Raw genomic sequence first — 24,401 nt, 5'->3', positions numbered from 1 at the left:
GCATCAAAGAAAATCACATGCCAATGGTTTCTAAAAACAGGCGAATCACATTAGCGCCACCAATTAAGGTTCCGACGCTGCTTCCTATATTTGTTAAAGCAACTACCAACAGTATTCTTGTTACTTTGTTTCTCCAGAACCCCTTGAAACTAAGCAGATCCTCTGTCAAATCTTCAAAATCCTGAACATTCGGTTTCCGAAGAACTGCTTCTACAATACCAGCGGCCCATCCAGCGGCCAACATTGGATTAAGGGAACTTAAAGGTGCCGCTAGGAAAGCTGATAAGATGGTAAGTGGGTGACCAAAAGCAAGGGCTGCTCCCAGAGCTGAAAAACTTCCATTCCATAAAATCCATGTAATGGACTGCTGAATTCCCGCATCAATATTCAGGTAAAAAGTGTATCCTATGACCCCTACTATAATCGCAGGAATCAACCAAGGAATGATGCTTGCACTTTTTTTCTTTTTAGGAACTCGGGATAACGCTTTTAAATCATGTTCATAATGAATTTGTTCTTTGATTCCCGGAACATGAGCCGCACCCAGTACAGCAATAATTTTTTCACCAGGAGCCGTTTTTATTTTCTGTGCCAGGTACTGATCTCTTTCATCAATCAAAGGTGTCTTAAGTCGGGGAAATGCTTCTGTAAATTCTTTTAGCATGGCGTTCAACATATCTTTTGATTTTAATTTTTCCAGTTCTTCTTCTGTAATGTCTTCTCCTTCGAACAAACTGAAAAAAATCTGTAGCATTAATTGTGCTTTTCCTTTGATCCCTAAACCTCGCCATACTCTTGAAAAAGTAACCTGAATGTTGCGATCCGCTAGTACCAGCTTAGCTCCATTTTCTTTTGCCGATTCGATTCCCTGAATCATCTCCTGACCAGGTTTCACTCCAAATTGTTTCGCCATCCGCTTTTGAAACGAAGATATCATTAAATTGACCAGCAATAATGTTGATTTTTTTTCTTTGATAATCTTGAAAATATCCGTTTCTTTCCATTTATTTCCAGCAAGAATGGATTGGTATCGCTGCTGATCCAACTCTACGCATACAGCGTCCGGCTTTTCATAGTCAATCACTTCTTTGACTTGTTCAGCACTTTTTTTTGATACATGAGCCGTTCCAATCAAAATAATTTCTTTTTCTTCCAGAAAAAAACGTGTAATGTTTTCATCATCTATGGGAGGATTTTCTATCACGTCTTGCAATGTTTCTTCAAAAGAAACTTCTGTTTTTTTCTCCCTGATTTCTTTTTCTATTGTCTCTTCTATCATTTTTTCCCTTCCTTTTTGATGGTTTCAAAGCCATCGGGTTTATGGCATAATTGTATCATAAGAACAGGCACTTGTAGATACTTTATCAGGAATTACTCCCAAGGAGGCCATATAATAGTGAATCTTTGGCTGATGTATGTCGTTACGATTCTAATGATGACGATTTTTAATTCTACTTTTACTCTCTTACCGCTATATATCATAGACTTGGGCGGAACGGAGTTTTTTGCTGGCTTTCAAGCAGCTCTTTTTTATGGTGTCGCTATTCTTTTCCGCTTTTATTTTGGACCTTTAACCGATCGGGTCGGCCGAAAGATCCCTTTATTGATTGGTCTTTCTATCTACACGATCACGTCTTTTTTTTATTATTTCAGCCATAGCCTGACTGCCATTACAATTATCCGTATTTTCCAGGGCATTGGTTTTGCCGCTTTTATCTCCAGTGCTATTTCGGCGGTTGCTGACATGGCTCCTTTACACAAACTTGGTTTTTACATGGCTGTTTATCGCATTGTCAGTACTCTTTCTTTTTTAACCGGCCCAGCCGCTTCCATGCATGTTGCCGGAAAACACGGCTACCATACTTGGTTCTTACTGTGCACCTTCATGGGCATTCTTTCTGTTCTTGTTCTTTTAGGAATTCGCTTTCCCAGTCTGACAGAAGAACCCCCTGTCGAAGGTATGCATCCTATGATAAAAATTATTCGAACAAAAAAATATCAACCTGTCTATTTAGGAATTGGAATAACTTCTATGTGCTATGGAGCCCTTGTTTCTTTTGTTGCTATCCATGTTTCTAGAGTAACAACTATCAGCAATCCGGGTATTTACTTTACTTTTTTCGCTCTCTCCAGTCTGTTTTTTACGGTTCTTTCCGGCACGCTTTCTGACCGATTAGGGCGGGCAAAAGTTGCCTGGCCCGCTATCATGCTTTTGGGTACAGGCGTTGCCTTGTTATTATGGATAGAGATCGGACAATTTCCGCTATTCGTTTTAAGCAGTATTTTATCCGGCATTGGATTTAACGCTGGCCTTTCTGTACTTTCCGCATGGCTGGTAGACCTTTCATCCATGAATACACGAGGATCCGTTTTATCCCTTCAGGAAAGTGTTATCGACTTTTCCATCGCTTTTACTTCTCTGGCCGTTGGCTTTGTAGCAGGGTTTACAAGCTTAGCCATGGCATTTTTCTGGACAGGCTTGATCGTTTTTCTCCTTGCCCTATGGATGTTTGCATTAACGTTTTCAAACCCTACTTCTCACTAGGCTGATTATTAAATAAAACTTCCAATCCAATCATCACTTCTTCCATTGCTGCTTGAAACTCTTTGTAATAAAGGTCCAGATGTACTAATTGGTTTTTCAGTAGGTTACTTTCCAGTTCGGCAGCAGCATGATACAATCTGTTTGCACTAATATTCCCGGAAGTTCCTTTTATTTTATGCACCTGCACCTTTAGTAAGGAATTATCTTTTCTCTGATACGCTGTTTTTATTTTATCATTCATCTCTTTCCAATGTTTCCATGTATGCTCCAGTATTTGCATAAACAAAGCTTCATCGCCTAAAAACCTTTCAACCCCTTCACTTATAGAAATTCCAGGAATGATTTCTTTTGAGCATCCCTCACTTATCTGTGCTTTTTCCTGTTCGCAATCCTCTTTTTCCTCTTTTGGACTGACCGCCTTTTCGCTAGTCCAATAAAGTAATAATTCAAATAATTTTTGAGGATCGATAGGTTTTGTTAAATGATCATTCATCCCTGCCGCCAAAGTTTTTTTTCGATCTTCTTCCATCGCATCTGCCGTCATCGCAATCACCGGCAATGCTTCTTTTGATTTGGTATGTCTCATTTTCCGAACGGCTATTAATCCATTCATTTTATGCATACGCAAATCCATTAAAACCGCATGGTATTCCTTTTCTTCCACTTTTTGAATAGCGGTTTCTCCATCAGAAGCTACCTCTGTTTCTATTCCCCATTCTTTCATAATTCCTTTAGCTACCAATTGATTCACTTCATCATCGTCTACCACCAAGATTCTCTTTCCTTTAAGTAGTGATTCTTCAACGGTATCAGGTTCTATTGGCATTTTTTTTACAGCTTTTCCATAAGGCTTTTCTCTCTCTTCTGCCATCTTAAAGGTGATCGCACAGGTGAAGGTGCTCCCTACCCCCAATGCACTTCTTACCGTTAACATTCCTCCCATTTGTTCTACCAGGTATCTGGAAATCGCCAAACCCAAACCAGTTCCACCATAACGACGACTTGTCGTTACCTCTGCCTGCTGATAAGGCTTAAATAAGTTTTCTGCCTGTATTTTTGTCATTCCTATCCCTGTATCCGAAATAGTAAATACTATTTTTTCTTTCCCTTCTTCCAATAAACCTTCCGCCCGCACATGTAAACTTACTTTTCCTTTTTCTGTAAATTTAATGGCGTTGCTTACCAGGTTTGTTAAGATCTGCTCCAGGCGAAAAGCGTCGCCGGTTAGTATCACCGGTGTACCAGCTTCTACATCAACCAGCAATGGTATCCCTTTCTCTTTTGCCGCCGTCATACTGACAGTCTTTACCTGTTCCATCACATCTTCCAAGTTAAAAGATTGATTTTCTAAGGTCATTTCTCCAGCTTCAATTTTTGAAAAGTCTAAAATGTCGTTAATCAAGTTCATTAAAGACTTGGAAACCGCACTTATTTTCTGCAAGTATTCATGATGTAAGGACACATCGTTTTCTTTTTTTAATAATAAATGCGTCAATCCAATAATAGCATTCATGGGATTGCGAATTTCGTGACTCATATTGGCTAAAAATCTCGACTTAGCATCATTTGCTTTTTCTGCTTCTTCTTTAGCAATTTTTAACGCCAGCTCCGTCTCTTTTCTTTGTGTAATATCCACAAAAGTTCCAATTACTTTTTTAACCTTACCCTCTTCAATCACTGGTTCAGCCGTAGTTCGAATCCATATTTTTTCCCCATCTGATCTTGTGTAAGGCAGTTCCATATCATATGCTTTGCCTTGATTACAACATTTTCTAAAAGCGTCGGCAATTTTGGGTATATCATCACGCTCATAGCCCTGCATGCTCTTTTCAATATGTTCCGGCGATCCTGGCATCAGTTCTTCCCGCTCCATCCCATGAATCAGATAGGTTTCTTCTGTCCAATACATGGTTTTTTTCTCTAGATCCCATTCCCAGGCACCGGTTTTTGTTATCTTTTGAGAAGCTCTGAGTAATGCTTCTCTTTTTTCCAGTTCCTCTTCTGTTTTCTTTCGTTCTGTAATATCTAAAACATATTCCAGAACTTGATGTATTTCCCCATCAGCATTAAAAATGGGATGAGCATGCACTTCAACGTCCTGTATCGTTTCATCTACGTTCTTATGTTTATGTTCTAGCTTTACAGCCTTCTTTTTTTCTAACACTTCCAATAAAGCACATGGATGATCCTTTGGGTCACATGGTTTCAGACGGTCATGCGTTAACTCATGACAAGAAATCCCTTCTTCCAGAAGGGATTTCCTGTCTCCCATTGCCTTCTTATTTGCCAGCAACACCCGAAAAGTATTCGCCTCAATCAGATAAAATGGATAATCCAATCCGTCAATAATATGGTAAAACTGTTGTAATTGCATGCTTATTTCTTTTGATCCATTTACTATTTCTTTTACAGCTTCAAAATAAGGTGTCTCCTCCGATGAAATAAAAGAATTTGTTTCCATTTCCTTTACTTTTTTCTCTAATTTTACCACCTTACCGATTAGGCTTTGTTCACTGTTTTCTATCATAAGACACCCACAACCTTTATTGTTTATTGTTTTCATCTTACCCTTCTTCCTTCCCATCCAACAAGGCGATCCCCTAAAACTTCCCTTATCTACCTTTTCGTCTGTTGATTCTTTCTTTTTCCTCTTTTCCTCGGCGCTTTCCTCTGCTATAGTAGTAGTATCGGGCTATATCAAAATGAACTTTAACAAACTTTAAGGAGACTTTTTATGAACTCATTAACCGCCAAACAAAAAAAATACGCGGCAGATCTAAGCCTTCTTTTTGTTGCTTTTGCATGGGGTGGAGGCTTTGTTGCTGTCAAAGATGCACTGAACAGTCTAACGCCTATGTATTTAATGGCTTTTCGTTTTACACTAGCCGCCGTTGTTGTCTATGTTTCTTTACACCGCTGGATTGGAAAAATTTCCATACAAGAATTTCGAAATAGTTCGGTTGTCGGAACTATTCTTTTTCTAGCTTTTGCTGCGCAAACCGTCGGACTTCAATACACTACTGCTTCTAAACAAGGATTCCTAACCGCCACTTACGTCATAATGGTGCCATTCCTTTACTGGTTATTATACAAAAAAAGACCCCCGTTGAAGGTATTCATCGGAAGTTTCTTAACATTGATTGGCATTGGTTTTATCGGTCTGGATTCTACCCTTTCGCTCAACAAGGGCGATTGGCTAACCTTACTTTGCGCTCTTTTTTTTGCTATGCACATTTTATCCATCGAATACTATACTAAAACCATTCATGTTTTCAAGGTTGCTTTTATTCAGATTTCAGTAGCCGCCCTGTGGTTCATTGGAGCCGCTCTTATTTTTGAACCTATGCCTGCATCCCTGCCTTCCCGCGCCTGGATTGCAATTGTTTATATGGCAGTTGTTTCAACCTTTGGCTGTTTTACTGTTCAAACAGTCGCCCAAAAACACACGACTTCCTCACACGCTTCCATTATCATGTCTTTAGAATCTGTTTTTGCAGCTGTTTTAGGAGTCTGGTTGTTGCAAGAAGAAATGACCATAGCGATGCTCTTTGGATGCGCCCTTATTTTCGTTGCTATTCTGATGGTTGAAGTGAATCTAAAAAAATCCCTTCCCGAACCGGAGGTTTTAGGAATAGAAGCTGATCGTTAATTTTCTTGCAGATCGTTGGTTAGATCACTTGCATCACCTTTTTAATCGTCTCTTTTTCAAAAGGTTTAACAATAAAATTAACCGCTCCGCTTTTAATCGCCTGTATAATCATTGCTTTCTGACCCAAGGCACTACAAACCACAATCTTTACAGATGGATTTTTTTCAATAAGTTTTGGAATGGCTGTTAAACCATCCATCTCAGGCATTGTTATGTCCAAAAAAATGACATCCGGTTTCAAATCGGCACATTTCAACACCGCCTTAAACCCATTCTCTGCTTCTCCAACCACTTCGTGCCCTATTTCTTCTAAAGTCATTCTGATTAGTTTCCGAAGAATCGTTGCGTCATCTACAATTAACACTCTCATCCTAATTGCCCCTTTGCTTGCCTTCCTTTTGAGGAGATATCAAGTTCCTGCTCTTCACATTTTTCCTCTTAAACAAGGTTTGTCGATTTATGCATACACACAGGATACTGACAGCAATAAAACACATTATGATTATTGTCCCATAACCTATTATATAGCTTAATCCTTCTAAATGCCAGTTAAGATATTCATAAGGAAAGCTTCCTGTGATCTTTCCATAGGAAATGCCTATCACCAAATAGCCCAGAGGGTAAAGCATCCAAAAGAAAATATGGGTAAATCGATAGATTTGTCGTTTTTCCGTTAAATACCAGTCCAATATATAGGCTGCCGGAATGATATAATGCGTAACACCATTAATGATAACACTTGGCCCTGTAACTGTATACGTATTTCTAAGAAAAAGATGATACACTAAAAAGGTCATAAAAATATACACAACTAAGCCACCCCGAAATGTTCCAGGCATATAAGAAAACTCCAACTCTTTTTTCTGATTTGTCCTCTTTAACTCTAAAAAGGCCCACAAAACAACCAATAAATTACTTTGATTCGTAAAAAGTCGAAAAACATGCACAAAAGCTTTTACAGGTCCATATTGATGATGCACCCCATTCATCATAAAAAGATAACTTAGAAGCAACGTCAATGCTCCTAAAAGGGCATAAGACCACCTGAAAATTCTTAGAAATCTTTTTTTCTGCTCTGCCATTTACCTAATCCTTTCCATCAGAAAAAGCATTTTAAACAAATAGCTATCCCAATCTCCTATTTCATATCATATTTACCCCAAAACGTCTTCTTACCTCTTAAAATCCAACCGAAACTAAAAAACTGCTTATGAAAGCAGAAAAACCCGAGAGCTTCTCCAGCTTTTCAGGCTTTTCCAAGGAAAATCATTCGCTTTTTTTCATTTTATCATGCAGTAGCTCAATAATTGGCCGTAGTTCTTTAACGGCAATTTGTCCCGGAGCAGATGTTTGATTAGCAGCACCAAAGGTTAAGGCAGACCCAAAGGTTTCTCCAGAAAGTCTGGTAATCAAACCAAGTCCTCCCATCGCCATTGTGATAAGCGGGCCCTTCCCATAGTCTTCTTTCATTTGTCTGGTTGCCTCCTGCAACGCCAGCACATCCGCAGCACATGCCGGCATAACAGCTATTTTGGCAATGTCACCACCTGCATCTATTGCTTTCAGCATTCGACGGGTCATTTCTTCTACCGGTGGCGTTTTTTGAAAATCGTGATTGGAAATAATAAGAGCTACTTTGTTTCTTTTCCCTGCCTTCACCAGATTTTCAACCAGCTCTGCATCACTGAACAGTTCCACATCCACCAGATCCACTTGGCCGGCTTCCATCACGGTTTCGTTCAGCTTTTGGTAGTAGTAAGATGTTATTTCTTGATGACCGCCTTCACGCTTGTTCCGAAAAGTAAAAATAATCGGAAGCTCCGGTAGTATTCCCCTAATGCTCTCTAAGGTTATCTTCACTCGTTCCAGGTCCATAACTTGCTGAAAAAAGTCTGCCCTCCATTCTACTAAGTCACAAGGCAGCCCTTTAATCATTTTTGCCTCTTCCAACAATTCCTCTTCATGCATCCCTACCATGGGAACACAAATTTTGGGAGCACCTTCACCAATCTTGACCCCTTTAACTTTCACCACGTTGTCCAACCGCCTCATCCCTTTCAAAACATCCAACAGGAATGCTTTCAGAATTATCGGCTTATTATATCACATACTCATTTGTGTTGGCAAAATATTATGCTTATCATTACACTCTTTGCAAGTTCCCTTCGTAATAATGGTGATATCGTTAATAATATCCTGATAATTTTCTTCAATATGCTCCTTTTGTCGTAGTATTTCTTTGAAAATATATCGATCATCATACTCTTTTATTTTTTGGCATTGATGACACTGAAAATGAATGTGCAGCTTTTTTTTGCTAAACATATGCAACTCATAGAAACGCCCGTCTTTTATGTGTATTTCTTTGATGACACCCGTTTTTTTGAGCAGTTCAACACATCGATACACGGTTGGGAGGCTTACCCCTTCTCCTTTAATCCGTTGATAAACTTCTTCCGGCTTCAAATGTTCCTGGACCTCCACAAATACCCGGATCACTTCTTCTCTGGTTATCGTATTTTTATAGCCCTTCTTTTTTAATAGCGATTTGATTTCATCTACTTTTTCTTCCACTTCAAAAGACAAGGCTTCACCTCCCAGTAACAGCTGAATTAATGACCTCCACATTCGTCATGATGCTGATGCTGCTGGCAAACAGAAATGCCCGGGTCCAGAGAACCTTCCAGAAATTTCTCAGCCGCACGCAATGCTTCTCCTGTTGCTCCCGTTACAACCTGAATCCCTTTTTCCTGAAAAATATCGATAGCTCCGCCTCCCATACCTCCGGAGATAACAACGTTAATATCCAGTTCATTCAAGTATTTTGGCAAAAATCCAGGACGATGCCCAGGATTCGGGATCATTTTTCCTTCTAAAATTTTTTTACCATCTGTTTCAAAAATATGAAACCCTTCACAGTGTCCGAAATGACCTGATACCAATTTCCCATCACTTGCAACGGCTATTCTCATGCTATTGGCTCCTTTCTGTTTTCAATTTTAGAAATCGTCCTGTGGAAATAATCCGTTTCTATTGTTTCAATGTTTCCAGAATCGCATCCTTCCGCTATTTCCGTATTAATTGGTATTCGCGCTAATAGCTCAAGCCCATATTCTTTAGCAACCGTATCAATATGACTTTCGCCAAAAATAGTGTGCCGTGTACCGCACTCATGGCACTGATAGTAAGCCATATTTTCTATTACGCCAAGAATTGGAATATTCATTGTACGTGCCATTTTCACCGCTTTTGAAACAATCAACGAAACCAATTCCTGCGGTGAAGTAATGATCACAATTCCATCAACCTGAATTGATTGAAAGACAGTCAAAGGAACATCTCCCGTTCCAGGCGGCATGTCAATAAATAAATAATCTAAGTCCCCCCAGACAACATCTGTCCAAAACTGTTTAACCGTTCCACCTACTAGTGGACCACGCCACACCACCGGATCAGTGTCTTGTTGAAGTAAGAGGTTGATGGACATTACTTTAATGCCTCCTTTTGTTTCAACCGGCATCATACCAGCCTCTGTGGCAAAAGCTTTCTTTTTTATTCCAAAGGATTTAGGAATAGAGGGGCCTGTGATGTCAGCATCCATGATCCCTGTTTGATATCCACGTCTACTCATTTCTGATGCCAGCATAGACGTCACTAATGATTTTCCAACCCCTCCTTTCCCACTCACTACTCCGATCACTTTTTTAATCTTACTCTTTTCATTAAGCTTTGCTGTAAAATCCATTAACGTTTCAGTAAAATCAATAGCTTCTTTTTCTTCTTTTGACTTGCTCATCTTTATGCCTCCTGTCACTTTTCAAAGCTTATTATTTGCATCAATTTTTCATGTATCGCCTCCACAGCTTTCCCTGCGGCACCATCTTCCTCTGCCATGCTTAGGCCTCGATTAACCAAATCAACCACTGTCGGATCATAGGGAACTTCTCCCAACAAGGGTACGCGATGTTCATCACAAAAATCCCTTATCTCTTGTGAATGCTCCGGACTGTTATCCCACTGATTGATACAGACAGCCAATTGCGCATTCAAGCCCATGGCTGTCTCTATCACACGCTTCATATCACTGATCCCTGAAACAGACGGTTCTGCTACAATCAACACCAGATCGACACCGGTAATGGAAGCAATTACAGGACAACCAATTCCTGGGGAACCATCGATCAGGGTGATAGGAACCTTTTCTGAAAGCATTTCTGTTCCTTCTTTCATGCGTTTTTTCACTTCTGTTACCAATAAACCGGAGTTTCCGCTTCCCATTCGAAGCTGCGCCGTTGAAAAAAGAGTTGGTTTCCAGTGTCTTTTCAGATCGCCGGCTTTTACCGGCTCCATGGTGATGGCGTCCGAAGGGCAAATCCATTGGCACACCCCGCAACCTTCACAGGCAAATGTATCCACCACATAGTCCGATGATTTGCGAATTGCTTCAAACCGGCAGTGTTGCCTACAAGAATCACACTGCGTACATTTCTCCCGGTGAATAACCGCCTTTTGAAGGCCGTAAAAATCTTTACGATCTCCTTGATCCTCTGGCTTCATCAATAAATGAAGATTCGGTGCATCCACGTCACAATCAGCGTAAGCCTTCGCCTTCATCAAATGAATAAGCGCTGCCACAATGCTGGTTTTTCCGGTTCCTCCTTTGCCACTAAGCACCAGTACTTGTTTCATGGGATGCCTCCTTTTCTATCCGCTGAAGCAGTTCCCGGAAAAACACTTCGTATTTGGATATTTCACGAGATACGATGTTTCCAGCTGCATTAACAGTTGAAAGCTCACGATCGTAAGGGATTTTTCCCATGATCGGTAAATGATGTTCCAAGCCATACATTTGAGAAGGATTTTCACCATCGGTCACCTTGTTCAGAAGCAATCCGGCTGGCTTGTCAAATAGTGTAACCAGTTCATGAATCATCGCAAGATTATCCCGTCCAAATATAGTAGGTTCAGCCACCAGCAGGCAAAAGTCAGCTTCCTGGATGCTCTCCATTACACTGCAGGCACTTCCTGGCGGACAGTCGATAAAGACATTCCCTTTGGCAGGAATTTTTTTCAGAATTTCTTTGATGATGGGAACGCCTGCTGCTTCCCCGGTATTCAAAATTCCTGTTAGCACCTTTATTTCCCCATCATGACCCGACTGAACCGTCCCTATGCTTCGTTTTCTTTCATGAATGGCTTTTTCCGGACACACCAGCTGGCAACCACCGCAAGAATGGCAAATTTCTTCAAAAAGCATCACCTTTCCGGCAATCATGGCCAACGCATTAAATCGGCAAAAATCAACACACTGACGACATGCGGTACATTTTTCAGTATCGATGACAGGAATGGTTACTTCCACAGATTCCGAATCGCATTTTTTTGGCTTAAAAAACAGGTGCCCATTGGGTTCTTCCACATCACAGTCGGCATATATCCCTTTTTCTGCTGTCACAGCCAAATTTATGGCCACCAGGGTTTTTCCAGCTCCGCCTTTTCCGCTTAAAACGGCGATTTTCATTTTATCGTCCCCCATGACGATGGAATCCGGCATGTATTTCCTCCAGTAAGGATAATCGCTGTTCTTCAAAAGCTTTTAGATTGTTTTCAATGGATCCGCTGATGGATCGATATAATTTTATCCCGGCTTCTTGCACCACAGCTGCCGCATTTTTGCCGCAACGCGGAGTAATGATGGCTTCCACCTGTTGATCCACGATGAACTGAGCCGCCTGCACCCCGGCGCCTCCCTGGCTTCCCGCCGCTGTATTCTGAAGATAATCCGTTGTTTTATTCTCGCTGTCATAAATCACATAAAAGGGAGCCCTTCCAAAAGAAGGACAAACCTCTGCATTCAATGTCTGGTGTTCTGATGGTACGGCAATTTTCATCTCTATCCACCTGCCCTTTCTCGTTATAATAATGATTCTTTGTTACCATGCCTCCGTCGACGGCATCGACCGCAACCGGCTAAAGCTTCCACCCCTTCGCACAACTGATATTTTCCACCTTCTATTTTTAGCTTATAACCATAAACCAGGGTTTCCCCCACTTTTTTTCTGGCATCATTATAGATCTTCTGCACGGTTGTCCTGGCAACATCCATTTGCTTCGCGCATGCTTCCTGATTTAATCCTTCCACATCAATGAGTCGAATAGTTTCATACTCTTCCACTGACATCACAATTGTTTTCTTTGACCGTAATGAGTCGGTCTGCGGACCAAAGGAATCACTTTCCGGCAGTCCGCAAACTTTTCTCCACTTGTGGGGTCTGGGCATAACCTCACCTCTTCTTATCAATTATTTTCCATCTATTTCGTCAAACTGACCTCCAAGAGTCTGTTCGATAGATTTAAGCTCTTCTTTTAGCATTTCTTTTTCCCGTTTCAACCATTCTTTTTCTTCTGCTTCTGTAAGGATCGGGCGGCAAAACTCCTCACCACGTCCAAATCCTAATTTAGCCCCTGCTCTAATGCCACGCCCATATCCGCGTCGGGGCCTTCTGCAACCACTCCATCTTCCCGGCGTCATACAAAATCCCATTCCTCTACCAGTAGCTTCTCCTCTTCCTATTGGGCCTGTTCCATCTCTTCCTGGCATTTTTCATTCCTCCTTTGATCAATACCTCTAACTTTTGGTGAGGCGATTTCATAATTGACATATGTCATCTATAATTTCATTATACGCCTTATTAGACATATGTCAATAACTTTCCGGTTTTTTTCTATTTTTCACTGAAACCCTCCAGGATTACACCAGGCTTTTCAGGTGTGCTAAGATAAAAATGACAAAGGCACGAAACGCCTTTGTCATTGATACTTTAGAATTAAGTAATAGTCATTAAGGGTAAAAGAGTGTACTGTACGAGAGAGGTTAAAAAGATGAATTTCTGCCTGTAAGCGTATCGTTCTTTTTAGTTACTTATTCACCATCAAAGCATTTTCGATGGATTTCAGAATAACCTTACTACTTGCTGTTGCTCCAGAGATTGTGTCGATTGCTGTATCTTGTTTTTCTATCACTTTATCTGCTAAGACTTCTGCCGCTTCCCCTCTTCCATGGGTATGCTCCAATGTGATGTCACGAATCTTTTGCCCTTCTACTTTCACCATCACTTCTGCTTTCACCATCAAAGCATCTTTCTCTCCATAATAAATTCCGTCCTCCACAGCATCCAGCTGAATACCTAATAACTGTATGGCATCTACTTCGTTTCTATATTCCATTAATTCAATGAGCTGCTTTCCCCATATGAGACTAGCTATAAGCATCGCACATACAAATATCCCACTAAGCATCAGCATCCTTTTCTTCCAATTTCTTTTCTTCTTTTTCGACACGATTACTTCCTCCATTTCATCTCTCTTTCAGTTGAACGAGTAAATTTCACATTACTAAAAACCTTACTAACTAAACAACTTTTTTCATAATCAAAAGGTGAAATATGAAATTCCCTCACTCAACATCAATATATAAATCCACATTAAACTCCGGCTTTAGAAAATCGTCTGCATTATCAATAGACACGCGAATAGGTATAACGGTTTCGTTGTTACGGACAACAGCCGTACCAGCAATAAAAGTCACTTTCCCATGATAGGTTCTGGAGCGGTCTGCCACGGGTATGAACGTTACTCCAGAGCCAATCTGAACATCACGGATGAACTCTTCTAGCACGTCCGCTTCTACCTCCAGGCGGTCCAGTGGCAACAGTTTTCCGATGCCTTCACCCGCTTCGATACTGTCACCTGCCATTCTATTGATATCTTTTACAACCGATTTTTCAAAAACATTAATCAATTTATCGCCATTTAGGTAATGTATCTCCATTTGATTTTTCAGTCCTTGTTTTCTGGCTTCCAATTCTTGAATTCTTTGTCGATACACTTTAAGCTGATACGCATCTTCTTTCAGCTCCAGGCTTAACTCCAAACTACGAACCTGTTGCTGTTTTTCTTCTGTTTTCATTTCTTTTTCCTCTAAAGTCTCCTTCGGAATGACACCTGCGTTATAAAGAGTCTGATAACGCTCCATCTCCCGTAAAACCTGCCACATCCGATTTTCTGCGTATTCCAGTTCCTGTCCAATCACCATTGTTTCTTGACTTAAATGCCGGCGCCTAGCTTCCATTTCAGCTCTGATAACAGCTATTTCTTCTGCTATTTCTTCCATACGCTGTCGTTGCTCCGATAAATCCAGTATTATTATTGTCTCACCTTCTTCTACTATTTGCCCTTCCTGAACCAATACTTTTTCGATTCTACCCGGGTTTTTCAGGCTTAATCTGACAGGTTCTGGAACCTTTACCTTTCCAAAGGCTTCGATTTGACGATTGTCTTCCTTTGTCAGATCTATTTTTTCCGGTTCTTCAGGTGGCTGATTTTCATTGGAACAAGCCACCAATACAGTTATAAGAAATAACACGACACCGCCTATCATGATTTTTTTCAGTATTTTCCCCTTATTGTCTATCCTTATCACCTTCAGCCCACACCTTTCCATCCCTCACCCGAATAATTCGATTGCCATACTCGGCTGTTTCCAAAGAATGACTTACCTGTACTACGGTTTTTTTCTTTTCCTTGTTAATTCTCCGCAACAACTGCATAACCTCTTCTGTTGTCCGGCTGTCCAAATTCCCGGTAGGTTCGTCCGCCAGAATAATATCCGGTTCATTAATCAATGCCCGAGCAATAGCCACCCGTTGCTGTTGCCCTCCGGACAATTCTCTTGGGGTATGCTTTCGCCGATCTTCCAACTCAACAATCTGAATAATTTCCTGTAATGATTCACAGTAATGCTTGGTCTTTTTACCGTCCAGCAATACCGGCAGCATAATATTATCTTCCACTGTCAGATTTGGAACCAGATTATAGAACTGAAAAACAAACCCTACTTGTCTTCTTCGCATGATGCTTTGCTCTTTATCTGTCAACCCGGAAAGTTCTGTATCTCCTAGATATATTTTTCCTTCCGTTGGCTGATCCAGTCCCCCCATTAGGTATAATAATGTGCTTTTTCCAGAGCCGGAGGGTCCCATAATGGTGACAAATTCTCCCTGTTCGATCGTTACATTGATTTCTTTTAGCACCTCCACCGGAACCTTTCCCAAATGGTAGGTCTTGCATATGTTTTCTGTTTTGATGGCTGCAGGCATCTGCTTGCTCCTTTCCTTGCTGACTTCAGCATGCAATTATTTTTACAAAGCGTTTATGTTCTGACCCATACAGGTTTTGAACTTAATTATCCGTTGTCCATTATCAACTCTCAATTGAATAAAGACGTTCAAGTGCCTTTGTTCTTACTCATATTTAATGGCATCCACCACATTCAGCTTTGAGCCTCTCAACGCTGGGCTCAGAGAAGCTGTCAGTGCAATAAAAATGCCTCCTGCCAATGCAATCCCAAAGTAATTTGTAGCAAAATGGATATTAATGGGAATGCCACCAGCTTCCAAGATGTAAGGAATGCCCATTAAAATAGTAATACCACCAAAGATTCCGGTAAGCCCGGCAATGCATCCACCTACTAGTGCTTCTGCCATGATCATTATTACAGACTGAGTTTTGCTCATTCCCACAGATTTCATTATGGCTAAAGCTCTTTTACGTTGAATAAAGCTGATCATGTAATTGTTAAACACTCCAAAGACTCCAATGATCATCGCCAACACTGAAAAGGCTTTCAAAATGGTAAATAGCTGTTCGTTGTATTTGTCATTCATGGCTTCCAACTGTCGAATGGTTTCGCCCCAGACCCCTCGTTGCCTAAATCGGGACCGGATATCAGCAAGGACCAGATCCGGATCTGCCCCTTCATCCACCCGTACATAGAATCGCTCTGGATAAGGTTCCTGTAAATCCAGCCGATAATACCGTTCATCGATCATAGCGTTGCTACCATTCATCATCAGAGAATCGTAAAATCCAATAACTTCATAGGCTTGAAGGCCGGAGGGAAGATCCATGGAGATCCTATCTCCTACTTCCAGCTGTAAAATATGCCTCATCATATCCGCAACAAGAATGTATCGTCCTTGGGAAAGTTTTTCCAGAAGCTCCTGTGGATCCCCATCTGGTCGGAAGGCCATATACTCCTGATAGGAGGCCGGATTGACTCCCTGCAGATGCCGTAATGTATATTCCGGATCTTTCACTTGGATAGCTGTTCGGTACTCCCGGGCAGCATAAGTTCCTTTAACGCCAGGCACAGCACGAAGGGATTGTTCTACACTCCTCTCTGCCTGATAAACACTCACCATAATGTCAAATTTCCAGTCCCGGTAAGCGTTGAGTACTTCGACGCCTACGCTGTAGCTGATGGTGTTAATCATCAGCAATACAGAAATCCCAATGGTTAGCAGGGTAATATTATTAAGAATATTGGTATTATCTTTAAGGTTTTTAGCCGCCAAAAGCCCTAGGTTTCCAAACAATACTTCCATAAGTCTTTCAAACAGCTTCAGAAATATTTTAGTCATCAGTGGAACTACAAAAATAACGGCTGTCATGGTCATAAAAATACCTAATGTACTTAAAGGTAATGCCCAATTATGAGGAGCTGCTCTTGGAAGAATCCATCCTGCAACTCCTATCATAACAGCCACCGGCGTTTTCCAGTTTTTCTTCCGGGAGGATCCTTCCATCAGATTTAAAACCAGTTCTTTAATAGGTGTTTTTGATACCCTTCTGATAGGTATCCAAGAGCTGATCAGTGATACTACCACGGCCAGCAAAAAAGCACCGGTCATTTGAAAAGCACCAAACTCAAGGCTAAAGTCCATTTGCCCACTCCAAGGATCTGCTGCTAAAACAGAAGCAATTAGGTAAAGAACGCCTATCCCTGCCACATTTCCCAGTACACCACCCAATAGTCCGTAAGCAAGGCTTTCTCCCATCAGCACCCAATCCGTCATCCGCCGGGTAGCTCCAATACTCCTAAAAGTTCCAATAACCGGAAGCCGTTCCACCGTAATAACTTTAAAGGTAGAGTAGATAATAAAGACGCTGATCATTAGTACCATGCTCGTCATTAAATACAGTGGCATTACAATAACACCCAACATAGCAGAAAGGTCTGCCTGGGTAAAGGGAGGTTCTATTTCATAACGCCGATAGATCTGCCGCAGCGCCTGCTGAACCTCTGCTTCTTCTACTCCCGGCTCCAGCAACACATAGGCCCGGCTCACCTGCCCCCTCAGCCCCTGGTAGGCGGCTGCCGTTTCCCTGGGGATAACGGCCGTGAGTTGCTCCGATTGAGGCGAGTCCCTAAAGAGCCCGGCAGGATAGGCAATTCCCCATACCGTAAAACGTCGTGAAGCTCCATTGATTTCAATATGGATGGAATCTCCGGTTTTGTAACCTTGTTCTTCTGCAAAAATCTGACTCAGAATAACCCAGTTGCCGGCAAACTCCCAGCCCGTTCCCACTTCGCTGAACATGACCGGATTCAGTTCCTGAAGTTCATCCAGATGAAATCCGCGCAGGTGAAGACGTCTGCTGTCCGTCTGACCTACTCTGCCGTTGGAGTCAGGAATCCGATAGGAAGCCGCCATGGAAATCTCTCCTGCAATCAACTCTACCCCTTGCACTTCCCCGGGATCCAGGCGAAAGGTTGAAGACGGAGACCGCTCATTGGCACGAATGATCAGATCTGCTTTTCCGGTAGTCATTCTCATCTGATCTTCATACATAGAGGTCAACGTACCCGCAATACCGCTGGAAGCAAAAAATAATGCGGCCGAGCAAGTGACGGAAATGACAATCAAAAAAGTCCGAAACTTTTTCTCCCATACATTTTTTAGGATATACTTTATAATAATGCCCATAATCATCGCCTTTTTACGTTTTATCGAGCTTGTTCATTTATCATTTACGTGGATCTCCGGCTTTTGTTTCATCTTTTTCCATATTTTCGGTCAAGCATTACATCAACTGTGTACCAGCATTCACTAACCAGCAACAAATCAAGGAACGAGTTTCCCCGTTCCTCTTTTTCACTCAAAATAAAGTTTCTTCCTATTCCTTAACCTGATAGTTCATTGCCTTCTACTCCATTTCTTTAAGCAACGAGAAGGACTAATTCCACAAAAAGTTTTACCATTACAATAATCATATCCACTAACCATCCGCTCATAGTAAATCTCCTTTTCTAGATCTAGATCTTTTTTTATCCTACGCCATTAAACGTAATCGTTTTCTTACTAAATAAATCATACCATCTCGATTCTAAACAATTAAAGAGGTTTAGATTTTATTTAGGCAAACTTTAAGGTATCAAGGTGGTTCCCTTAAACATTTTCCTTATTTGGAGAGGCGGCCCTATCCCTAATTCTTCATGAAAAAGACGCTACATCCTCTCATAGATTTTTATGGCCACAACCAATCCAAGAGCTGATCCCTATGTACGGGCTGTCCTTTGAAATGATTTAGAATTGCCATCAGCTCTCTGGTTTTTGCCGTTCTCCACTTAAAATATCTGGGCATTTCACCGTTGCTGTAGCAAAAGAAATCACCGAAGCACCTTACGTATCCTTGCCCATAAGTACGCTCGTAGGAAGGCGATACATAACAATACCGTCCCTCAGCATCCAGCTCTATCATGACGTCCTGCATCAAGTGAACCATTCTTTTATAATTATCCAGCTCTTTCTTTGTTTGTTCGTACCTATTTTCTTCTGACATCGGCAACACCTCGCTAATTACCCAAATATTCACAACTAATTATATCTTTTGTCTAAATAAAAAGCTACACCAGAACCTATATCCATGGTAGAACATATCATATTCCCCTAAACAAAAAATAAACATATGATATAATTAGATCGAGTATTTTTCATCAATAGGATCAAAAACTTCCATGCCGTTTGATTAGATTTTTGATTCTATTGATTCTTATTTATTAAAAAAGGCACAGAACATATTGGGGAGGAAATAGGCCATGAAACTACAGATTAGAGAAGCAAAGATGAGTGATCTTGACTCTATTGTCGAAATTGAGAAGAGATGTTTTCCAGAAGCTGAAGCCGCATCTAAAAAGTCCTTACAGGAGAGGGTAAGCATCTTTACGAAAAGCTTTTATGTTGCTATCGTCAATGACAAGATAATCGGCTTTATTAACGGAAGTGTTACGAATGAGCAGAAGATCCATGACGATATGTTCCATCATGCAAAGCTTCATGTTCCTGAGGGAAGTTATCAGAGTATCTTTGGGCTGGATGTCCTTCCGGAATATCGTTATCAAGGTGTCGCCGCACAATTGATGATGCATATGATAAATTGTGCTAAGCAACACAGCCGTAAAGGCGTTATCCTTACTTGTAAAGAACCTTTGATTGATTATTATTCGAAGTTTGGCTTTGAAAATCTGGGAGTATCTGAATCCGTTCATGGTGGTGCTTGCTGGTATGATATGATGCTATCTTTCTAGGGCTGTTCATCAAGAAATCCTCTAGATACTGACAGAAAACTGATTTTCAAATAGTTGTTCTCTATCCTATACACAAGATTCTTCAATTTCTTTGGTTATAAAAGTGGATAAGTGCTTCATCAAGTCCATCTCCTTGACAGGCTGGTTACCCTCATCAATTAATCGAAACATGGGACGGGTTGGTTGCTCCCGATTATTATTCAAAACAATGGCTCTTTCACCATTTGATAGCTGAACTAACATTCCAGGAGGGTAAAGATCAACATTTTTGATAAAAGCATGAAATACTCTTTCATCAAAACTTTGCCGTCAAAAGTCTTCATCTGCGGAGGCCTTATACAATAAATCGTTGCAAAAAAAGAACGCCACTGAGATAAGGCAGATAGAGATTACTATCAAGGATTCCACCTTTCTCGTGGCAGCTCTGCGGTTTCCCGCTTTCATCTACTATAGGAACGATAGCGTTCAACAATAAAACCAATGCTTTATTTTAACGCCACGTAAAGATCGATATCAGCTTCTTCCCAGTCACTATTCAGATATTCTTCAAAATCTCCCGTAAAGCTTCTATCTAAATCCATTTTCCATATTTTTTCCCAAGCATCCTGAACTGCTTTCACCATATGACCGTGCACAGAAAACTTAGCATAGCTTCCCGCTGGTATAATCTTCACTGACAAGTCATGATTTTCTGCTTTAGAAACCTGATTTCCTGCTGTAACACAACATTTCTCTCCCGTGTAATCCGTATAAAGACCAATAGCGTAGTCATTTACTTTGTTTTTAATTCTTGTATTAACACCACCTGGATATAGTTTTTCCCACAACGCTTTGATGCTATCCTCCATGTTAGGATCATTACAATTAACGATATCGCTGACTCCTACCACAATTTTTTCTTCTAAAGTAACAATTTCATAATTCATTTTCATCCCTCCTCATTTGATAAGTGTATTGTATCTTTTCAAATATGACAACTATGCGTCATATTAAGAATATTTCTCCAACATTTTTTTCAGCTCGCTTTTTACTTCTTTTCTAATATCTTCCGGCTCCAAAACCTCACATTCGCTTCCAAAGGTTGTAATATAGTACAAAATCCACTTTCCCCTCGGGTAAAGGATCTCTACTAAGAAACTCCCGTCTTCCAACTGATGATACGTGTCAAACTCATCATAAACCCGATAAGCCATTCGAGAGGAAAGTTTTAACTTTAGTTTTACAAAAGTCTCATCAAAGTCCGACTCTTGACTGAAAATCTTTTTAGGTGACGACCGCTGAAAAGTTTCTTCCTGTATTTCTAAATCGCGAATACGTCTTAATTTAAAGAACCTAAAATCCTGCTGTTTTAAACAATATCCGTATAAATACCAGGCGCCACCTTTGAAACAAAGTTTCAGGGGCTCTACTTTTCTCAAAGTAGTTTTTCCTTTAGCACTGTTATATTTAAAATCCACTACATTCTTATTCAGAATAGAAGCTTTCAAGGTGTTAAAAGTATCTTTTTCGGTTTCTGCGTTTGCCCAAGAGGAAAAATCAACTTCGATCCAATCTGTATCTGAATCACCAAAAAACCCACTAAGCTTCCCAAGTACGCCATCTGTTCTTTCCGGATTCACAGCATGAACTGCCTTCAAAGAAGCAAGAATTTCTTCTTTTTCCTCCTCTGTCATCACTACTTTATTAAGAACAAATTCTGGCAGCAGCGATATCCCTCCACCTTTTCCTTTGCTCATGTAAATTGGAATGCCTGCAGCAGACAGCGTTTCAATATCCCGAAAGATGGTTCTTGTTGAAACCTCTAACCTTTCCGCCAACTCTTTAGAGGTAACCATTTTTTTATCTAACAAAATATAGATAATTTCAAACAAACGATTTACTTGCATGCATTCACCCCTTATGCTCATTGACCCTTTTCCTATATGGCCATACAATGCTTGAATTCACTATCATTTACGTTCTTTTTTTCAATTGTTTCATTTAGCTTTTTGCTTTTCTCGGCTTGTAACATCGACGCTCAATTAAAATGATTCTCATTATAATGGGGCGCTTTTTTGATATTTATTCCTAATCTTTATTGTTTCACCTATAAGTTTCTTGTTATACTAAAATCATCCTAAAAACATAATTAATAAAAAATGATAATGAAAGAAAGGAGATTTTAAAAATGGCTTATGTAATTAATGATTCTTGTATTTCTTGTGGAGCTTGCGAACCAGAGTGCCCTGTAGATTGCATTTCTGCTGGTGACGATATGTATGTTATCGAGGCAGAGTCTTGCATTGATTGTGGAGCATGTGCTAACGTTTGCCCAGTAGATGCTATCAGCCCGGAGTAACAGAATAAATTTTTTCCGGAGAGTCTCAGTGAAAACTGAGACTCTCTTTTATTGTGCCTTTCTCAATTCATCTAATGCAGGAGTCTTACTATTTGTAACTTCCACAAGATTTTCAAATTCCACTCGTAGCTGTTGCATCTCTTCTCTGGCATTACGAAGATGTCTTGCCATACCAATATCAGCAATCTGAGTCCGAAGCATTTTACGGAAAAGAGGGGACAACATCCAGTCCGGCAACCAAAATACCTGACCCAGTTTTTTAGGTTCAGCTTCAATACCAATCCCTTTCAACACCTGGAATGCTTCCCGAATCCCTTGCAGACAAAGCCGCACATCTTCCTTATTTTCTGCCATTACAAAATTACAGCAATCATTTCGCTCCATGGCCAGCGCAAAAGGCATTGCCAAGGCGACATGATATTTTTTCCAGGCATCAATATCCCGACTTATTTCCACCGGAAAACCCGCTTTTTCAAAAACGGCAGTAATTTCCTGTATGCGTTCACTGTTTGAGCCATCCAATTCACCCAAAGTCATTTTTTGTGAAGTCATGTAAAGAACGGTTTGATCGACTCTTTCACCACCTGCATTTGCATGTCCCATTAGAATTCGTTCTTTTCCCAGCGTCTCTACTAAACTTCCTATACCATCTGCCGTATTGTGCATAAAAATAAATACTTTGATCTCCTTTGCTTTTTTCAGTACTTCCAGTGCTGATTCCAGTTGCGTTTTCTGAACAAATACCACACATACATCAAAGGGATCATCCGGTATCGAACTCACAACCTTCACCTGCGTTCTCGTTTCCTTGCCAGTCTGGAAGTGTTGGAGAACAATTCCATTTTCCTGTATCGCTGTATATCGTTCTCCTCTGGCAACCAAAGTTACATCTTCTCCAGCTTCCTGAAACCATGCTGCATAAAGGCTCCCAAGCACTCCTGCTCCAAAGAATAGCCACCGTTTTTTTTGCATCATCCTGACTCCTTTCCCTTCCATCGTCACTCTTCTTTATTGATTCACCCTAATTATAATGAACACAATCAGTTAAGCGCCCTGACTAAAGTATGGTTTTGGACAAATTCAGGTTTGTTTTTCCCTTGTTATCTACCATTTGAAAACCGTAACAGATCAGCACCACAATAACCGCCAATGCATCTGTCGCCACCAGCGCCACCCAAATACCGTCTGCTCCCAGCCATAAAGGAAAAAGCATCAGGCCCGCGACCGGCAGTAATAATCCTTTGGAAATGGCTATTGCAAGAGACTTGGAGGCCTGTTCAAGAGCTGTAAAGTAAATGGATCCCAGGATGGCCGTTGGCATAAACCACATCGTCCATCTCAGGTAGCTGGCTGCTTCCAAGGTCAGGGACACTGCCTCGGGCTGCCCCGGCAAAAATAGTTCTGCGATGAGTTTCATCTGCCAGGACATCAGCATAAACAAGGCTCCCCCTACTGCCGTCCCAATCATCAAGGTGCGCCACAGAGTCCCCTGAACACGGCCCGAGAGTCCGGCACCATGATTGTAGCTGAAAACCGGCTGTGTCCCGTTTCCAATGCCGGTAATAATCATCACACCCACAACCATTACATACTGAACCAAAGTAAAAGCGGCAACACCCAGTCCGCCAATATGCATCAAAATACTTCTGTTAATGAGAAATGTCACAACGCCCATTGCCAGGCTGTTAAAGAATTCCGAGGCCCCGTTTATGACAATGGTTTTTCCGGTCCCTACACTTCCATCCGGTTTTGCAAAGCACAACCCCTCTTCTTTCCGATAGGTTTTCCCGATAAAGTATACAATAAAAACCAGCGCTCCAAGACTTTGGGAAATCCCGGTGGCCATCCCGGCTCCTCTGATCCCATAGTCCAGTACATATAAAAAGAGATAATCCAGTGCAATATTCAGTACTGCTGCTGCAGCCATAACACCGCTGGCCAGGTTTGGCTGACCATCGTTGCGAACAGATTGCTCAAGGATGAAAATGGCGATCATGAAAGCAAGGTAGGGCGACATTCCCCTCAGGTATTGACCTGCCTGTGCACCCAGCTCTCCTGAGGTGCCAAGAAAACTAAGGATATTGGGCATTAAAAGCACCGATAAAAAGCTGCCAACCATTCCCAGCCCAAGGCCTAAAACCAGTATGAGCCCCAATACCCGGGATGCCCGATATGAATTCCCTTCACCCAATAGTATTGCAATACGGGCATTTCCTCCAACACCCAGCATTACGGCCAGACCCACCAGCAGTGCTATAACGGGGTACAGTAAATTTACCGATGCCAGTGCTTCCGGCCCCAACCTTCTTCCTACCATGATCCCATCGATGATTTGATACAATGCCATAAACAACATGGATGCCACCGCCGGTACTGCATTTTTTCCAATCAGCTTTCCCAGTGGTTCTGTTAAAAATGATTCCCTGTTCATCTCTTTTAC

27 protein-coding genes are annotated in these 24,401 nt (G+C 41.2%); 4 read left to right on the top strand and 23 right to left on the bottom strand.

The features are described 5' to 3' along the window. Positions 1–13: 13 nt before the first annotated feature. A complete protein-coding gene (locus tag BLV55_RS06510) occupies positions 14–1,279 on the bottom strand; it encodes a TraB/GumN family protein (protein ID WP_207646042.1) in 1,266 nt (421 codons plus the stop codon). Positions 1,280–1,396: 117 nt separating this feature from the next. Between BLV55_RS06510 and BLV55_RS06505 the strand changes: the two genes are divergently transcribed. Then, on the top strand, positions 1,397–2,545 hold the full coding sequence (locus BLV55_RS06505; protein ID WP_176968304.1) for an MFS transporter: 1,149 nt from the start codon (positions 1,397–1,399) through the stop codon (positions 2,543–2,545). Here the strand turns inward: BLV55_RS06505 and BLV55_RS06500 are convergent. After that, entirely contained in the window at positions 2,532–5,108 is a 2,577-nt protein-coding gene (locus BLV55_RS06500; protein WP_176968303.1) for a hybrid sensor histidine kinase/response regulator, read from the bottom strand. The two genes, BLV55_RS06505 and BLV55_RS06500, sit on opposite strands and share 14 nt — an antisense overlap. A gap of 171 nt (positions 5,109–5,279) precedes the next feature. Between BLV55_RS06500 and BLV55_RS06495 the strand changes: the two genes are divergently transcribed. Continuing rightward, complete coding sequence (locus BLV55_RS06495) at positions 5,280–6,194, top strand: DMT family transporter (protein ID WP_093312590.1); 915 nt, start codon at positions 5,280–5,282, stop codon at positions 6,192–6,194. A gap of 19 nt (positions 6,195–6,213) precedes the next feature. On the opposite strand, the gene BLV55_RS06490 is transcribed toward BLV55_RS06495, so the two are convergent. The 16 genes from BLV55_RS06490 to BLV55_RS06415 all read right to left on the bottom strand — a co-directional run bounded on the left by BLV55_RS06490 (position 6,214) and on the right by BLV55_RS06415 (position 18,878). Continuing rightward, the gene (locus tag BLV55_RS06490) at positions 6,214–6,564 is read right to left on the bottom strand and encodes a response regulator (protein WP_242870058.1); all 351 of its coding nucleotides are present in this window, start codon (positions 6,562–6,564) and stop codon (positions 6,214–6,216) included. Between the two features lies 1 nt (position 6,565). Continuing rightward, complete coding sequence (locus tag BLV55_RS06485) at positions 6,566–7,207, bottom strand: Pr6Pr family membrane protein (protein ID WP_207646041.1); 642 nt, start codon at positions 7,205–7,207, stop codon at positions 6,566–6,568. 253 nt (positions 7,208–7,460) lie between these two features. Beyond that, positions 7,461–8,228, bottom strand: coding sequence for a type I 3-dehydroquinate dehydratase (gene aroD / locus BLV55_RS06480; RefSeq protein WP_330386582.1), 768 nt, complete (start codon positions 8,226–8,228; stop codon positions 7,461–7,463). A 69-nt stretch (positions 8,229–8,297) separates the two neighbouring features. Then, entirely contained in the window at positions 8,298–8,780 is a 483-nt protein-coding gene (locus BLV55_RS06475) for a Fur family transcriptional regulator (RefSeq protein WP_176968302.1), read from the bottom strand. 26 nt (positions 8,781–8,806) lie between these two features. Further along, positions 8,807–9,166 (bottom strand): NifB/NifX family molybdenum-iron cluster-binding protein, encoded by a 360-nt coding sequence (locus BLV55_RS06470; protein WP_093312578.1) that lies wholly within the window; start codon positions 9,164–9,166, stop codon positions 8,807–8,809. Beyond that, positions 9,163–9,990 carry an Mrp/NBP35 family ATP-binding protein gene (locus tag BLV55_RS06465; RefSeq protein WP_093312575.1) on the bottom strand — a complete coding sequence of 276 codons (828 nt, stop codon included), beginning with the start codon at positions 9,988–9,990 and terminating at the stop codon, positions 9,163–9,165. Before BLV55_RS06465 ends, BLV55_RS06470 begins: the two co-directional genes overlap by 4 nt. 14 nt (positions 9,991–10,004) lie before the next feature. After that, positions 10,005–10,883 carry an ATP-binding protein gene (locus tag BLV55_RS06460; protein WP_093312573.1) on the bottom strand — a complete coding sequence of 293 codons (879 nt, stop codon included), beginning with the start codon at positions 10,881–10,883 and terminating at the stop codon, positions 10,005–10,007. Further along, a complete protein-coding gene (locus tag BLV55_RS06455; protein WP_242870057.1) occupies positions 10,861–11,748 on the bottom strand; it encodes a nucleotide-binding protein in 888 nt (295 codons plus the stop codon). Before BLV55_RS06455 ends, BLV55_RS06460 begins: the two co-directional genes overlap by 23 nt. Continuing rightward, positions 11,717–12,085 (bottom strand): NifB/NifX family molybdenum-iron cluster-binding protein, encoded by a 369-nt coding sequence (locus tag BLV55_RS06450; RefSeq protein WP_093312569.1) that lies wholly within the window; start codon positions 12,083–12,085, stop codon positions 11,717–11,719. Before BLV55_RS06450 ends, BLV55_RS06455 begins: the two co-directional genes overlap by 32 nt. A 23-nt stretch (positions 12,086–12,108) precedes the next feature. Then, positions 12,109–12,474 (bottom strand): DUF134 domain-containing protein, encoded by a 366-nt coding sequence (locus tag BLV55_RS06445; protein WP_093312567.1) that lies wholly within the window; start codon positions 12,472–12,474, stop codon positions 12,109–12,111. Positions 12,475–12,495: 21 nt separating this feature from the next. After that, positions 12,496–12,795: a DUF5320 domain-containing protein gene (locus tag BLV55_RS06440; RefSeq protein ID WP_093312565.1), complete on the bottom strand. Its 300-nt coding sequence runs from the start codon at positions 12,793–12,795 to the stop codon at positions 12,496–12,498. Between the two features lie 317 nt (positions 12,796–13,112). After that, positions 13,113–13,535 carry an FMN-binding protein gene (locus tag BLV55_RS06435; protein ID WP_176968301.1) on the bottom strand — a complete coding sequence of 141 codons (423 nt, stop codon included), beginning with the start codon at positions 13,533–13,535 and terminating at the stop codon, positions 13,113–13,115. 115 nt (positions 13,536–13,650) lie between these two features. Beyond that, entirely contained in the window at positions 13,651–14,676 is a 1,026-nt protein-coding gene (locus tag BLV55_RS06430) for an HlyD family secretion protein (RefSeq protein ID WP_176968300.1), read from the bottom strand. Then, entirely contained in the window at positions 14,657–15,352 is a 696-nt protein-coding gene (locus BLV55_RS06425; RefSeq protein WP_093312559.1) for an ABC transporter ATP-binding protein, read from the bottom strand. Before BLV55_RS06425 ends, BLV55_RS06430 begins: the two co-directional genes overlap by 20 nt. Before the next feature lie 144 nt (positions 15,353–15,496). After that, positions 15,497–18,022, bottom strand: a complete 2,526-nt coding sequence (locus BLV55_RS06420; RefSeq protein ID WP_093312556.1) for an ABC transporter permease — start codon at positions 18,020–18,022, stop codon at positions 15,497–15,499. A 541-nt stretch (positions 18,023–18,563) separates the two neighbouring features. Beyond that, positions 18,564–18,878 (bottom strand): hypothetical protein, encoded by a 315-nt coding sequence (locus tag BLV55_RS06415; protein ID WP_093312554.1) that lies wholly within the window; start codon positions 18,876–18,878, stop codon positions 18,564–18,566. A 256-nt stretch (positions 18,879–19,134) separates the two neighbouring features. On the opposite strand from BLV55_RS06415, the gene BLV55_RS06410 reads away from it, so the two are divergent. Beyond that, positions 19,135–19,623 (top strand): GNAT family N-acetyltransferase, encoded by a 489-nt coding sequence (locus BLV55_RS06410; protein ID WP_093312551.1) that lies wholly within the window; start codon positions 19,135–19,137, stop codon positions 19,621–19,623. A gap of 66 nt (positions 19,624–19,689) precedes the next feature. Here BLV55_RS06410 and BLV55_RS14580 read toward each other — a convergent pair whose 3' ends face one another. From BLV55_RS14580 to BLV55_RS06400, 3 genes are all read right to left on the bottom strand, one after another. Then, positions 19,690–19,827: a hypothetical protein gene (locus BLV55_RS14580; RefSeq protein ID WP_176968299.1), complete on the bottom strand. Its 138-nt coding sequence runs from the start codon at positions 19,825–19,827 to the stop codon at positions 19,690–19,692. 281 nt (positions 19,828–20,108) lie between these two features. Next, positions 20,109–20,549 (bottom strand): GyrI-like domain-containing protein, encoded by a 441-nt coding sequence (locus BLV55_RS06405; RefSeq protein WP_093312549.1) that lies wholly within the window; start codon positions 20,547–20,549, stop codon positions 20,109–20,111. Between the two features lie 63 nt (positions 20,550–20,612). Further along, complete coding sequence (locus BLV55_RS06400) at positions 20,613–21,509, bottom strand: helix-turn-helix transcriptional regulator (RefSeq protein WP_093312546.1); 897 nt, start codon at positions 21,507–21,509, stop codon at positions 20,613–20,615. A gap of 281 nt (positions 21,510–21,790) precedes the next feature. Between BLV55_RS06400 and BLV55_RS06395 the strand changes: the two genes are divergently transcribed. Continuing rightward, positions 21,791–21,961 (top strand): DUF362 domain-containing protein, encoded by a 171-nt coding sequence (locus tag BLV55_RS06395; protein ID WP_093312543.1) that lies wholly within the window; start codon positions 21,791–21,793, stop codon positions 21,959–21,961. A 48-nt stretch (positions 21,962–22,009) separates the two neighbouring features. Here the strand turns inward: BLV55_RS06395 and BLV55_RS06390 are convergent, their stop codons facing one another. Beyond that, on the bottom strand, positions 22,010–22,933 hold the full coding sequence (locus BLV55_RS06390) for a ketopantoate reductase family protein (protein WP_176968298.1): 924 nt from the start codon (positions 22,931–22,933) through the stop codon (positions 22,010–22,012). An 85-nt stretch (positions 22,934–23,018) separates the two neighbouring features. Further along, complete coding sequence (locus BLV55_RS06385; RefSeq protein WP_093312538.1) at positions 23,019–24,392, bottom strand: MATE family efflux transporter; 1,374 nt, start codon at positions 24,390–24,392, stop codon at positions 23,019–23,021. Between the last annotated feature and the right edge of the window lie 9 nt (positions 24,393–24,401).

It is taken from the genome of Tindallia californiensis (assembly GCF_900107405.1).
GTDB lineage: Bacteria > Bacillota > Clostridia > Peptostreptococcales > Tindalliaceae > Tindallia > Tindallia californiensis.
Note: the sequence above shows the minus strand (reverse complement) of the source record. Positions and strands in the feature narration are given on the sequence as shown.

What these genes read in the sequence shown, in the direction of transcription:
- BLV55_RS06510 (WP_207646042.1), bottom strand. Translation starts at nt 1,279, where the DNA reads ATGATAGAAGAGACAATAGAAAAAGAAATCAGGGAGAAAAAAACAGAA.
- BLV55_RS06500 (WP_176968303.1), bottom strand. Translation starts at nt 5,108, where the DNA reads ATGAAAACAATAAACAATAAAGGTTGTGGGTGTCTTATGATAGAAAAC.
- BLV55_RS06495 (WP_093312590.1), top strand. Translation starts at nt 5,280, where the DNA reads ATGAACTCATTAACCGCCAAACAAAAAAAATACGCGGCAGATCTAAGC.
- BLV55_RS06490 (WP_242870058.1), bottom strand. Translation starts at nt 6,564, where the DNA reads ATGAGAGTGTTAATTGTAGATGACGCAACGATTCTTCGGAAACTAATC.
- BLV55_RS06470 (WP_093312578.1), bottom strand. Translation starts at nt 9,166, where the DNA reads ATGAGAATAGCCGTTGCAAGTGATGGGAAATTGGTATCAGGTCATTTC.
- BLV55_RS06465 (WP_093312575.1), bottom strand. Translation starts at nt 9,990, where the DNA reads ATGAGCAAGTCAAAAGAAGAAAAAGAAGCTATTGATTTTACTGAAACG.
- BLV55_RS06460 (WP_093312573.1), bottom strand. Translation starts at nt 10,883, where the DNA reads ATGAAACAAGTACTGGTGCTTAGTGGCAAAGGAGGAACCGGAAAAACC.
- BLV55_RS06455 (WP_242870057.1), bottom strand. Translation starts at nt 11,748, where the DNA reads ATGCCGGATTCCATCGTCATGGGGGACGATAAAATGAAAATCGCCGTT.
- BLV55_RS06450 (WP_093312569.1), bottom strand. Translation starts at nt 12,085, where the DNA reads ATGAAAATTGCCGTACCATCAGAACACCAGACATTGAATGCAGAGGTT.
- BLV55_RS06445 (WP_093312567.1), bottom strand. Translation starts at nt 12,474, where the DNA reads ATGCCCAGACCCCACAAGTGGAGAAAAGTTTGCGGACTGCCGGAAAGT.
- BLV55_RS06440 (WP_093312565.1), bottom strand. Translation starts at nt 12,795, where the DNA reads ATGCCAGGAAGAGATGGAACAGGCCCAATAGGAAGAGGAGAAGCTACT.
- BLV55_RS06425 (WP_093312559.1), bottom strand. Translation starts at nt 15,352, where the DNA reads ATGCCTGCAGCCATCAAAACAGAAAACATATGCAAGACCTACCATTTG.
- BLV55_RS06420 (WP_093312556.1), bottom strand. Translation starts at nt 18,022, where the DNA reads ATGGGCATTATTATAAAGTATATCCTAAAAAATGTATGGGAGAAAAAG.
- BLV55_RS06415 (WP_093312554.1), bottom strand. Translation starts at nt 18,878, where the DNA reads ATGTCAGAAGAAAATAGGTACGAACAAACAAAGAAAGAGCTGGATAAT.
- BLV55_RS06410 (WP_093312551.1), top strand. Translation starts at nt 19,135, where the DNA reads ATGAAACTACAGATTAGAGAAGCAAAGATGAGTGATCTTGACTCTATT.
- BLV55_RS06405 (WP_093312549.1), bottom strand. Translation starts at nt 20,549, where the DNA reads ATGAATTATGAAATTGTTACTTTAGAAGAAAAAATTGTGGTAGGAGTC.
- BLV55_RS06400 (WP_093312546.1), bottom strand. Translation starts at nt 21,509, where the DNA reads ATGCAAGTAAATCGTTTGTTTGAAATTATCTATATTTTGTTAGATAAA.
- BLV55_RS06395 (WP_093312543.1), top strand. Translation starts at nt 21,791, where the DNA reads ATGGCTTATGTAATTAATGATTCTTGTATTTCTTGTGGAGCTTGCGAA.
- BLV55_RS06390 (WP_176968298.1), bottom strand. Translation starts at nt 22,933, where the DNA reads ATGCAAAAAAAACGGTGGCTATTCTTTGGAGCAGGAGTGCTTGGGAGC.
- BLV55_RS06385 (WP_093312538.1), bottom strand. Translation starts at nt 24,392, where the DNA reads ATGAACAGGGAATCATTTTTAACAGAACCACTGGGAAAGCTGATTGGA.